At 39.2% G+C, this 12,645-nt stretch carries 11 protein-coding genes; 1 reads left to right on the top strand and 10 read right to left on the bottom strand.

Features of this window, described 5'->3' with window-relative positions:
* Positions 1–20: 20 nt before the first annotated feature.
* The 8 genes from EHQ64_RS10080 to EHQ64_RS10045 all read right to left on the bottom strand — a co-directional run bounded on the left by EHQ64_RS10080 (position 21) and on the right by EHQ64_RS10045 (position 9,394).
* The gene (locus EHQ64_RS10080) at positions 21–1,268 is read right to left on the bottom strand and encodes an MFS transporter (protein ID WP_135649357.1); all 1,248 of its coding nucleotides are present in this window, start codon (positions 1,266–1,268) and stop codon (positions 21–23) included.
* A 3-nt stretch (positions 1,269–1,271) separates the two neighbouring features.
* Entirely contained in the window at positions 1,272–1,952 is a 681-nt protein-coding gene (locus tag EHQ64_RS10075; RefSeq protein WP_135649356.1) for a biliverdin-producing heme oxygenase, read from the bottom strand.
* Between the two features lie 129 nt (positions 1,953–2,081).
* Positions 2,082–2,708: a hypothetical protein gene (locus EHQ64_RS10070; RefSeq protein WP_135649355.1), complete on the bottom strand. Its 627-nt coding sequence runs from the start codon at positions 2,706–2,708 to the stop codon at positions 2,082–2,084.
* A gap of 17 nt (positions 2,709–2,725) precedes the next feature.
* Entirely contained in the window at positions 2,726–3,394 is a 669-nt protein-coding gene (locus EHQ64_RS10065) for a hypothetical protein (protein WP_135649354.1), read from the bottom strand.
* A gap of 19 nt (positions 3,395–3,413) precedes the next feature.
* Positions 3,414–3,848 (bottom strand): hypothetical protein, encoded by a 435-nt coding sequence (locus EHQ64_RS10060; protein WP_135649353.1) that lies wholly within the window; start codon positions 3,846–3,848, stop codon positions 3,414–3,416.
* A 19-nt stretch (positions 3,849–3,867) separates the two neighbouring features.
* Positions 3,868–7,461, bottom strand: a complete 3,594-nt coding sequence (locus EHQ64_RS10055; protein WP_135649352.1) for an AAA family ATPase — start codon at positions 7,459–7,461, stop codon at positions 3,868–3,870.
* Between the two features lie 403 nt (positions 7,462–7,864).
* Positions 7,865–8,914, bottom strand: a complete 1,050-nt coding sequence (locus tag EHQ64_RS10050) for a serine/threonine protein kinase (RefSeq protein WP_135649351.1) — start codon at positions 8,912–8,914, stop codon at positions 7,865–7,867.
* Positions 8,915–8,959: 45 nt separating this feature from the next.
* Positions 8,960–9,394: a tautomerase family protein gene (locus EHQ64_RS10045; RefSeq protein WP_135649350.1), complete on the bottom strand. Its 435-nt coding sequence runs from the start codon at positions 9,392–9,394 to the stop codon at positions 8,960–8,962.
* Between the two features lie 100 nt (positions 9,395–9,494).
* Between EHQ64_RS10045 and EHQ64_RS10040 the strand changes: the two genes are divergently transcribed.
* Positions 9,495–10,067: a TetR/AcrR family transcriptional regulator gene (locus EHQ64_RS10040; protein WP_135649349.1), complete on the top strand. Its 573-nt coding sequence runs from the start codon at positions 9,495–9,497 to the stop codon at positions 10,065–10,067.
* An 8-nt stretch (positions 10,068–10,075) separates the two neighbouring features.
* Here the strand turns inward: EHQ64_RS10040 and EHQ64_RS10035 are convergent, their stop codons facing one another.
* Positions 10,076–10,744: an SMI1/KNR4 family protein gene (locus tag EHQ64_RS10035; protein ID WP_135649348.1), complete on the bottom strand. Its 669-nt coding sequence runs from the start codon at positions 10,742–10,744 to the stop codon at positions 10,076–10,078.
* 64 nt (positions 10,745–10,808) lie between these two features.
* Positions 10,809–12,635, bottom strand: a complete 1,827-nt coding sequence (locus EHQ64_RS10030; protein ID WP_135649347.1) for a motility associated factor glycosyltransferase family protein — start codon at positions 12,633–12,635, stop codon at positions 10,809–10,811.
* Positions 12,636–12,645: the final 10 nt, after the last annotated feature.

Genomic DNA, 12,645 nt, shown 5'->3' with positions numbered 1-12,645 from the left:
AGAACAGAGAGATATAATGATCAGATATTCTTTTCCTTTGCCAGAATTTTGGATAATAGGGGAAGGGTGCCTAGAACCAGTAAAACTTCGAGACCCCCATATAGGATCCCCGTGAATTCTAAACCGGCTGATTGATTGTATAAGGATGTAAAGGTGTCTTGAACGGAAACGGAAACTAAAGGTCCCAACAGAAATCCTAAGGATCCGAGTCCAGTAAACACTGTCATTACTACTGCATTAAATCCGTTCGGAGCAAGTGAAGAAGCAAGTCTCATTGCTGGCACATACATGATCCCGGCCCCGATCCCACAGGCGATCATTGATAGATAAAGGTTAGAAGAATTATTTAAAAATCCAGTGCTTGCTTGTGCGATCCCATAAATAAAGGAACCGATCCATACCAAGGATATAGAATTCCATTTTTTAGAAAGAAGAGCAGCTGGAAGAGAAAGAATACTCATTAGTAGGAACATTACGCCGAAGAGTCCTCCGACTTGTCCCGGGGTAAAACCTAGATCTTCACGCAAATGTAGATTTAACGAACTTAAAAAATAACCTACGGTAAAACGATCGATGAAATGAAATAAGATCGGAACGATGAGTAACGGAGAAAGAGCTAATGCTGTTTTTGTTTTTTTCCAACCTTCCCATTCCAATTTTTTTAGATTCCCTTCTTCTAATAAAAAGAAGGATAAAATCCCTAATAAGGAAAGAATGGCCGCTCCTACAAAAAAAGGAAGAAGAGGGTTTTTATTCCCTAAAAATCCGAGCGCTTGACCGACTCCTCCTCCTAAAGTGAGAAGTGTTCCTCCAAGGCCGAATAATATTCCTCTATTATAAAAATTGGATGTTTTATCCTTTTCTTTATCGGAGATACAGGTTAGTAAAAGCCCGATCACAAAAATATGAGCTCCACCTTCTAAAAATCTTAAAACGAATAAAGAGGATATGTTTGGCATGAAGGGGAGAAGAGCTAAAAGAACCGCGTCTACAAGAGCAAAGATCCCGATCAATTTTCGTCTAGTCCCTAATTTGTCGGAAATCCAACCTGCGATAGGAGAAAAAAGAAAGGATCCGAGCATAGCGGAACTTTGGAACCAGGCCACTCCGTAACCTGTTCCACCTAATCGGTCTTTTATAATTTCTTTATACACGGGTACGATCATCGTAACCGGAAGCATCGCTAAGAATATAAAGGATAAAGTAACCCAGGGAAAAGTATCCGCTTCGGAAGAAACGGATACTTTTTTGGCGGATAATTTCGACAAATGTCAGTGCCTCGCAGGACTAGCTAATACTTCATCGAATTTTGCTTTGCCTATGGAGGAAATCAATGTTTCTTCCAATTCTGCGAAAATATCACCATTCAGTTTGAAAACTAGATTTGCTTCCTCTACGATCTTTTGTTTTTCTGAGTCTGAGAATGGAAGCGAATCTAAAACGTTTCTGTATTTATCTTTAAAATCTTTTGGACTTGCGATCTCAGGAAATTCGTAAAAATCCAAACCGGAAGTTCCTTCGATGCCTAAAGCTCTCGCCGCTACTCTTTTCAAGATCTGTCCGCCGGAAAGATCACCCAAATAACGAACATAACTATGAGCTACTAATAATTCCGGAGAAGTATTTGCGATTTCTTTAATATGATTTACGTAAGCTTCAGTTGCCGGAGTTGCTATTGGAGAATGACCTGGGGCGAAAAAGTGAGCTATATCCTTTTCGATCTGCGCTTTTCTATATAATTCCGGGAATCTGATCTTTCCGAGGACTGGATGATCTTTTCCGTTTTCGAGAGCTTCTTCCATCGCCTTATACACGAAGTAAAAAGATTCCAAATGTTTTGCGTAACTTTTAGGTTCCAAAACACCTTTCATGAAACAACGGATGAATGCGTTATTTTCTGCGAGAGTATGGGACTCAGAGGTTCCATCTCTTAATAATTGGGCAAGGCTCATAGGGTTCTCCTGACAATACTGTGACAAATCTGTCGACTCACAGTTGAGAGTCAATCTCAAAAATTGAAAAAATCTCTTAGGGAATCTATCAGTCTATAAAAAAAGCCACCTTCCAGATGGTGGCTGTGGCTAAAGCGATAATTTTATTCGAAAGGAAGCTTTAGGTTTCGCGATCATAGTGTAAGTATTAAAATTTCCCTCAGGAGCAAGATTGAAATAGGTCGAGTTCCCAGGACAAGAGACAGCGTATGTGATCCCACCGCCCCCATCCTTAATTCCTTTCACCTGCACTTTTGAAGGGACCGGGATGCTAAACGATTGAGGATCATTTCTGATCATAAATGCGGGAGTGATCGATTTTCCGTTCACGTAGATCTCTACTTCGTCTCCGTCTTCGGCGGCAAAATCCCAGATGAGTAATCTAACTTCGTTTGCTCCTCCGGAAATTTCGACAGTAAAATCTTTGGAAACAATCGCAGAATCTGAATCCGATAAAGAAGTAACCGACCCTGAAGCAACATCTTCTATAATTTGTGATAAAGGGATTTCTAATTTATTACCTATCGTTGGCGATCTTAGAAAAAAACTAGCAACGAGAGCGCTTAAGGCAGTAATCAGAATTGCGATCTTAGAAGGAGCATTTAGGATCTTTTTTTTATTTGCCACTTCAGATTTGAAATTGCCAGAAGTTTGATTCGAAACTTTTTGAAGAGCTTTATCCGAACTAACCTCGCTTCTTTTTTCCTGTTCTTGCATATTGAGATCTCTCAGATTTAAGGTTTTACTAAAGTATATTTATTAATTTTTCCAGGCTCTACTAGGTTAAAATAAGTAGACTTTCCTTGGATCTGGATCGCATAAGAAATACCTCCGACTCCGTCTTTTATACCTTTTACTTCAACAACGGATGGAACCGGTATCTTAAACAATTTTGCTTCATTTTTGATCTGAAGATCTTGGACGATAGAAGTCCCATTTATTAGAATTTCGATCTCATCACCGTCTTCGTCTGCGAAATCCCAAACGAATATATTGGCTTCAGAAGTTGAATCTTTTTCAAAATTTATGTTAAAGTCGATTGATCTTAATTCTGCTGCTCCTCCGCCGCCGTGTTCATTAATTCCGACTTTTACATTTTCTAATATCTGGCTTTTAGGGATTTTAAGTTGATCCAAGCTCGGAACTCGTAGAAATGGTATCGAAATAAACCCTGCTAAGATCATTACTAAAATGAGTTTTTTTGAGTTAATAAGTAATGGATTGTTTTCCGGTATTCGCTGAGAAGTTAGTTCTTCTTTTTCGAGGCTCTTTTGTTGTTTAGTTGGTCGATCGAAAGACTGTACAGGCTCGGGAGCAAGTCCTCTGACTTTTCTATCGATTTCCGCTCTTCTGAGCTCTTCCTGAGATAGGTTTGGTTTTTTATTCTCTTTTTCTTGATCCATATCCATCTTCTTCCTCCTATTAACTCTCTATTGGGAAAAACTTATACCAAATAGAGAGCGCAAGGCGAACTAGGCAGAATGCCAAGACTGCTAGTAGAATTGCGAAGGATTTCCCTAAAATTGCATATTGTGCCCATAGATTCAGGATCTTTAATGCGAGTTCCACTCCAAAAAAGGTTACGTATATGATCGTTACTATAGGAGCTAAGATCGGGAATTTATCATACAAATAACGTAGGTATCTTCCAGTCATTCCTAAGAAGATGGAAGCCCCGAATGAAATAATTAGAGCTATATGAAAGCCGTAATATGGAACTTCGTTTTGTATTGTCTTAAAAAAAATATTTATTCCAACGAAAATTTCAAGGCCAATAATAATTACTATAAGGATTATTCCTAAATTGAAAGAAATCGAATAAAGAACGCGAACGAAATGAAGAATTTTTTGAAACATTCTATAATCCTAATATATCCTATATCCCGTCGAAATCTTCGGGTTGAATGGTCGTTAAAATTTCTTTAGTAAGTGCCTTTCCGCTTTTTTGCAGATTGACCAAACGATTGGAACAGGCTCTTTCCGTTTTTTCGATAAGATTGCGGACTCCTCTTGCATTTCCAAAGTCTTTCTCTTTGGATTTTACTCCTAAAATCGAATTTAATGTTTTAGCTGCCTTGTCGGATATCTGATATCCTCTGGATTTAAGCATAGAAAATCCTATATTTGTCAATTCTTCATGGGAGTAATCTGGAAAGGTAATTACATTCGAGAATCTAGATCTAAGACCTTCGTTAGTGTCTAAGAATCTATCCATGTCTGCGCTATATCCGGCGAGAATTATGATTAGATTATCTCTATGATCTTCCATCGCTTTTACGATCGTATCTATCGCTTCCCTTCCGAAATCGTTTTGATCTCCTCTTGCTAGAGAATAGGCCTCATCAATGAATAATACGCCTCCTAAAGCTTCTTTGATCTTTTCGGAGGTTTTGATCGCAGTTTGACCGATATAACCAGCCACGAGACCTGAACGATCGGTTTCTACTACGGTGGTGGAGGGAATGACTCCGATCTCGTTCAATCTTTTCGCTAAGATCCTTGCGATCGTTGTCTTACCTGTTCCTGGATTTCCTTTAAAGATCATATGCAGGCTTTGTTTTCCACCTGCTTGTACTCCCATATCTCCTCTTAATTTGGTAATCTCCACTTGGGCGGAAATTTCGCGGACAAATGCTTTCACATTACTTAAGCCTATGATGGATTCTAATTCGGTTAAAGCATCTTGGCCCTTAGAAACCGGCTCAATATCGAAATCAGAAAGTTTAAGAGTGACTAATTCTTTTTTATCCGTTTCAGACAGATCTTTTGCGTTCTTTTCTTTGGATGCCCAGGAGTTCATGATCCTTTCGGATTGTTTCCTTCTTGCCGAGTCTATTACGTTATCTACAAGTCTTCCATTTCCGGATTGATTTTTACCAGCTACCTGCTTGCCTGCGAAGTATTTCGGCAATTGTTGTAATACTTCCTTTTCGATCGTAAAACCTTTCTTTTTAGCATTTACTTCCGATATTTGTACCATTTCTTCAGGGGTATAATCCGGAAATTCTATATTGATCGGGAATCTCGATCTTAGGCCCGGATTAATTTCTATAAATTGGCTCATCTCATCACTGTATCCTGCAACGATAACGACCAAGTTATCTTTATTATTCTCCATTTCTCGAAGTAATGTCTCGACTGCTTCCTGTCCAAAGTCTCCTCCTGAGCGAGCGTCTCCTGTAAGTTGATATGCTTCGTCTATGAATAGCACTCCTCCTAGAGAGTCCTTGACGATTTGAGCCGTTTTTCCTGCGGTTTGTCCTACATATTCGGCCACTAAGTCTTTGCGAGTGACTTCTATTAAATGACCTTTTTTTAATATTCCAATTTCTTTAAGCATTTGTGCCAAAAGTCTTGCGATCGTAGTTTTTCCGGTACCTGGATTTCCGGAAAACACCATATTTAATCTTTGCCCGCTATCTCCTAAAACTCCCGCTTCTTTTCTGATCTTCTCAAGTCGAACTTGATTTTCCAAGGAGCGAACAAACGTTTTTACTTTTTCCAATCCTATGATCCCGGTAAAAGCGGCTTCGATATTAAAAGATTCCTTCTTTCCAATCCCGAAATCCTCAGGGATTAGAGTTTTAAAATCTTTCTGAGAGGAGGAATTTTTGGAAAGTCGATCCGCTTGACGTTTTCGAGCTTCGTCGAAAATATTGCGCACTAATCTTCCGTTACCTGAATCATTTCTTCCCGGGATTTGTTTCATTTCAAAAAGTTCTAATAGTCCAGGTTCTACTTCCGAGGAAAGTGTATAGTCTTTTCCGCATAGAAGTTTTAGGATGGATAACATCTCTTCTGGAGTATAATCAGGGAATTCTATCGCAGTGGGAACTCTGGATTTCATTCCGGGATTCGAATTGAAAAATTCTTTCATTTCATTCGTATAGCCGGCCACGACTACAGCGAAGTCGTTTCTATTATCTTCCATTGCCTTCAGAAGACTGTCTAATGCTTCTTTTCCGAATGAGTCGTTCTTGTTTTGTACTAAGGTGTATGCTTCGTCTAAGAACAGGATCCCTCCCATGGCTTCTTTTACTTTATCCATAGTTTTGGGAGCTGTATGTCCTACGTAACCTGCTACTAATTCTTGCCTTGCGCATTCAATAGTATGACCTTCTTTCAATAATCCCATTGCCTTGTACAACCTTCCGATCAGTCTTGCGACGGTGGTTTTTCCGGTGCCTGGATTGCCGGTAAAAGAAAGGTGTAGAGTTAAGGGGCCTAAACTTTGTCCTGATGCTTCTCTTTCTTTTCTTTGAGAAGTAAGAGTAACTAATCTTTGGATTTCTTGTTTAACGGATCCAAGTCCTACAAGTTTGTTTAATTCAGCAAGGACATCCTCTACAGTTTCGTTTTGTGAGGAAGATACTGGCTTGAGGAACCAACCTTTATTTTCACTTCTTAAGGCAGGTTCTCCATCCTTCATAAGGATTTGGATCTCCCTTTCTCTCGGGATCTTGCCTTCTGAAACTAGGGAAAAGACTTTTTCTGAAAAGGCCTTGGAGACCCATTCGTCTATCGTTTCTCCACCTCTTCCTTGTTTTTCCAGATAGGAAACTATTTGTTTAATAAAGTTTAGATCGTATTTCGTATCGATTTGAACTTTAACTTTTAAATTGGAGCAAGCCTCTTCCAATTTGGATTGAAAGAGGCGATGCATGGTATCTTCACTTAATCTAGATGAAATCGCAAAGGAACGAATATGGGGACGAATAGATACGGGAATATGATCCATTAAAGACTGAGGAATTCCTTCATAAGGCCCCGGTTCTTTGGGTGCTTTATCTAGGTATAGAAATATATAATGATCCTCCGCTTGGACCCTGATCCCTTGTGTGGTCCTGAAAGAACCAGTTTTTAATAATTCCGCCAGGTAGTTCTGGATTTGCAGATCCGACTTTTCCCAACCGTAAAAGCAGACGGTTCCCATTCCCGAGGAAAATACTTGGGAAATATCTGAGATAAAATTTGTATCTATATCCTTTTCAGAATATTTTGCAAGGTCCAGTTCGGAGATTTTTGGATAGGCAAGAAAATTCTTAGAGTTTAATTCTTTTACGATTTCATTTAATGCCTTCTTTTTTCCAGTTCCGGGAGGGCCGGCCACGAGTATCGTATTTAGGATCTCTCCGCTTCGATCGTTAAGATAGGGAAGTTTTACCGCACTAATCAAGGACTTAAGAAAATCTTGTTGCTCCAAAATTTCTGTAGTAAGCGTATCATATATTTCTGCGAAAATTCCTTCGTTCACATCTTTGTGATTCGGGGAACTTACGTTTTGGATCTTTTTCTTAATATTCTTTAGTAGGGTTGCTTGCGATTGTATAGATAATGGAGAAGGATTATTATTTCCTCCCTGAATTGGACTGGAAAATGAATTTGTGGAACTGTTATCATTTTTCCATATGAATTCCAGAACTTGAAATTCCGGAAAAATAAATCGAATAATACTTAAAAAAGAAGCCACCTAATTCTCCTTATAAAGAAATGGATTGTCCCGTCAAACCGGGGTTAAATATAATGAGTTTTAAAATTCCTGAACGCTATATCAGGGCACGCTTAACGTAAATCAAATGCTAATAACGTTAATAATTTAAGTTAAAATAATGCATACTCTTGGTTTAAATATGTGGCAGCAAGATTTTTTTTTGAGAGTTTTGAATGTCGTAAATCGCTTTCATTCCTTGAATTGTTTCCATAGAATTTTGATATTCTAATAGATCTGGATATATTTGCTGTCTAAACCGATAATATTCCTTTTAACGTTTCGAGGGGGCTCTAAAGATTCTATCTATAAATGGGATAAAGCAGACAAGATTGGTGGAAAATTAGATAAAAACCTTCCTAGAGGAAAATCGAATTTTAGATCCTTACTCCATATCCCAGAAAAAGTCCTTATTTGTAAGTTCCGACTCTTCCGTTCTAGCGTAGGAGTTCCTACTGTCTTCTTCAGTAGAGACCGGGAGATCCGATCCTAAATTTTCCAGGTCTCTGGTTTCTTTTTCCCAATATTCTTCTGTCCCGAAATGAGGGAAAGCGTTCGGGAAAGAAGGGTCTTCCCAACGTTTTGCGATCCATGCAGAATAATGAATATATCTTAAACCTCTCAACGGTTCCACAAGGTCAAACCATGAGGATTTAAATTCTCGGAATTCACGATATCCTTCTAAAAATATCTCTCTTTCGTATTCCGATCTATGATCTCCGAAAGGAAGAAGCATCCAGAAATCCTGAACTGCGGGTCCGGTTACAAAGTCATCAAAATCTATAAAACAAAGTCCATTTGAAGTTTGTATTAGATTTCCTTTATGGCAATCTCCGTGAATTCTATGGAACGGCATTTCCTTGGAAAAGTTTAAATAGGATTGAAAGATCCGATTTGCCGCTTCCTCGTATCTTTTCCAGAGATGAGAAGGTAGGAACTCCTTCTCTTTTAGAAAACGTAAAGGTTCTTTCCCGAAATTTTTGAGATTATATTCTATCCTATGATTTGTCGCTTTGGAAGAACCTATATTATGGATCCTAGCGAGTAATCTTCCGATCTGTGCTAGGTTTTGTTCGTCCAGTTCTTCTACGAGTCTACCTTTTTGTAACGGCCAGATCGTATAATAAATTCCTTTTGTTTCTCGGATAGTATTTCCGTTCTCTAGTTGGATCGGAGTGATTACCGGAATTTCTCCCTCTTCCAATTCCTTTAAGAAAGAATGTTCTTCTAAAATCTGGTTTAGGCTCCAGCGTCCAGGGCGATAGAATTTTACTACTAGTCTTCCGCCTTCTTCCAGGCCGACATCGTATACACGGTTTTCTAAACTGTTCAGAGCTAAACAGTGTCCTGAAACGGAAAATCCCGCGTCTTCTACCGAGGATAAGACCGAGTCTATATCCAACCGATTATAGAATTCTTTGCCTGGGATTTCCATGATCGCTAGTATTCATATAGAAACTAGCAATCATAGAATTTTTTATTATTTTGCGGCTGCAGCTTTCGCCGCGAGTGCTGCAAATTCTTCCTTTCCGAAAGCAGTTCCTGCGATTCCCCATCCACCTTCTGCTGCTTCCGTGAGTAATACCCAGGTTCGAGAAGCTTGGCTAGGATCTCCTGATATTTTCGTTACGATCTCAGTAATTTCTTTTACGAGCTGTTTTTGGCCGTCCCTGTTTAGAACTCCTGGAGGAGTGATTACTTGGACACGGACGGTTTTAGCAGAAGCGCTTGCGGCCGTTTGGACTGCAGAGGCTTGCATACGATGGATATAAGCCGCAGTATTATTCAAATGAAGAGGACCAGGTTTTTCTACACCTTCCGCCCTGAGGACTGCTAGAGTGAGTTCCTCACCGAGTCTGCGATCTGAGTCGGAGGGAAAAAGATCGGTTGCCGCGTATACATCTATCATTGGCATAGTATTGTAACTCCAAGAATTAATTCTGGATTACTATCGTCATCCAGAATTAAAATGAGACTCCGGGGCTTTGCTATGTCAACCCCAAAAGGGGATTAAAATGGGACATTCTCAATCTAATAAGATAGAAAATCACGATAAGATCGTAAGAATTGCGGCAAATCGTTTCAGAGAGTTAGGAGTGAACGGGGTCGGTGTAGATGGACTTATGAAAGAGGCCGGTCTGACCCATGGTGGATTTTATCGTCATTTCTCTTCTAAAGATGAATTAATTGCGGAAGCCATCGAGAGAGCATTAGAGGACGGAGGAGCGAAAGTTTTGGACTCGGTTTCCAAAGGAGAAAAGATCACTCTTGAGTCTTTGATCCAAGCCTATCTGAGTCGGATCCATAGAGATCGTTTGGAGTCTAGTTGTGCAGTTACAACTTTGGCGACTGACGTGATCCGTAGTAACGAAAAAGCAAGATCTGCTTACACTCGGCAAGTGGGACGCTACTTGGATCTTTTAAACCAATTGATCTCAGGCAACGAAGAAGAAGTTAGAAAAAAAGCGATTAGTACTCTTTCTACATTGGTTGGAGCATTATCCATGGCGAGGGCAGTGAACGATAAAAAACTTTCTAGAGAAATTTTAAGATCTGCTACGGAAGATCTTTTGGAGAGGCTCAAATGATCTTAGTTTTATGATCGGATCCAATAATTAGAATAAACCCATTTAAATAGAAATACTAAAAAAACATAAAATGCGAAAACGAATGCCTGGATAATCCTTCCGGAAAAACCGAAACCTCTAGGCTTATCACATAATATTACATCCAACCAAAATTCTTTCCAATTGATCTCTTGCTTTTTCGATTTTGGAAGTGCAGGTTTTTCGGTATTAAAAATCCCTAATTCTGGATCGAAATATAATTTTCCGGATCTTAATCCTTCGATCAGATCTTTTAGAAAATCCTCTAATGAGTTTGCATTTTCAGGTCTTTCATCGGAGTCGTGAATGAATTCCAAGACTTTACCTGTCTTTTTATCCAAAACAAGATAGTCGCCTGTTCCTCCGTCTCCGAATGGATACCAGTTTTTATCCCACCATTCCTTTTCCCATTTTTCTTCATCTGATAACTCATCTAACATTTTTTTAGATTCGAGAGAAACAGAGAATGGCATAAAGGAATATTGTAAGAATAAACTTGGGAACTCTTTCTTTTGTCCGTCTGCAATTGAATATAATTTCTGAAGAGGTGAGGGAAGTTTTTGAAGATCTGCGTTTGATCCTGGATTCAAAAGTTCTTCTTTGCTTCCGGTTTGCTTCCAGGTGAGTTTGTATAGTTCTTCTATTAATTTTTCCAGCATGTAATCACGAAAGTATCGATTGAATCTCTAAATATGCTACAACCGATCTGACAGGAATTTCTTCTTAATTTTCCCCAGCCAGAAGTTTTCTGCGAAGCATCGTGAATTCTTTTAGGATCGCACCTAGGAACAGTTGCTTTTTTCTATCCTCGTCCAGTTTATCTTTATGGCGAAGAATATATACTTCCGTTTTTCGAATTAAATAACGTAGATCTTCCCAATTTCCTAAGGTATTTCTGAATAAGTCTAGGAGATCCGTATACGTTTCTTCCTTTCGCTCCGGTTTCATGAATTCCGTTTTGATCTTATCAATTGTTTCCAAAAGATCTTCCTTGAATTTTGTAGGAGATCCAACTAGGTTTTCTTGGATTAAACTAGGCTTCCAAGCTGGGAATTCTTTCCAAAAATAACGATGTTCCTGGAAAGAATTTAGGATCTGAGAAGCTTCTTCAGGGCTGATGTTTTCCGTATTTTCGATCTTCGCACCTTGCGTATTTACGTTATATATGGGGAAATCGAGGGATTTAGCGGATTCTTCAAACCAGTGCCTGTATAGATCCAAAACGTAATCGGTTAATACTTCGGAGCCAGTAACGGATGGAACATATCTTGTGTCCCTCTTTCGTACAACTGCTTCATTGATTTTTTCTAAACTGGTCTTTCTGTTTAAGAGGGTAAGCCATTTTTCGTTATGATGAGTTCCGGTAGAATGGATCTCTCTTCCTGAATATGCAAGATCTTGTCCTACTAAGAAACAAGGTTTACAACCAAGGCTTCTGAGTAAGTCGAATGCGGTTGTTGCAACACTTCCTCCTGATTGTATGTCTCCAATCGGACCGAGTAAGGATTCGGCACTTTTACTTCCTGCAGTCGCTTCTCTTTTTAATTCTCCGGAAGCATCTACCAAATATTTAGCGGTAATACTGTGAACGACCGATTTAAATTTCAGATTTCTTAATATAGGTGGTGAACTGACCAGATCCGCAAATAACGGGATTTCAGAAGTATCTTCTCCCAAAAAATGAAAAACTGAATGTGTCTGAGCATCCAGGGTAATTACTCCATCCGGAATAATTCCGTATTTCAATAAAACTTTCAGGGAAGTGTCGCAGGACATTACGAAAACCTTATCTCGTATAGAACGGATCCATTCACATTGCCTTCTTAAATTAGGACCTGCAGAAACAAGAAGAGAAGGAACTCCTTCAAATTTTTCTTTTAGAGATTCGATCTTGGTCTTAGGGCTTGGTGGAGATAAAAAATTAGCGGTGTTTACAAGAGAGTTTTTTACCCAAATCCTTTCAAATTCGAATTTGGTAAGAAGATCACTCATCTTGGAAGATAAAATTTTTCTGAGACGGATATCCGTTTCCGCATAAAACATTTCTTCCAAGGTAACGCTTGCCGCGTTTCTCAAGATCCGGATCCCAGAAACTCTTTCTACAGGAAGAGATTCCAAGTAATTCCAAAGAAGAGGAAGAGAATTTTCTCCCAAGAATAAATGTCTTCCCGGAACTTCCATCACAGGTTCCAACCAATTTTCCCAAAGGGGAAAGATCAGATCTTTGTCCTTATCGATCAGTAGTAAAATTTGCCCAGGTTCTAGTTTAGAATGTACTTCTTGGATGAGATGAGGATTTCCAAGTCCCAAAACAGCGACTAAATCAGTGGATTGGATAGATACTGCATCCGTTTGTCGTTTTGCCTGAGTTAAAGGAGATACCGAGCTTGCTAACGCTCTGGAATTTTTACTTAGAAAAAACTCATTTTGGTTTTTGGCAGCTCCCAGTTGGAACTCCAACGGCTCTGTTGGAGGATTTTGAAAATACAGGCTGAGATAGGGCTTTTTCCCGAATATTTCTCTTGTTTTTTCCGGGAGATCGTGAGACATAATACTCCTA

It is taken from the genome of Leptospira sarikeiensis, assembly GCF_004769615.1.
Taxonomy (GTDB): Bacteria; Spirochaetota; Leptospiria; order Leptospirales; family Leptospiraceae; genus Leptospira_B; species Leptospira_B sarikeiensis.
The sequence above is the reverse complement of the archived record's forward strand: the minus strand, read 5'-3'. Positions and strand labels throughout refer to the sequence as shown.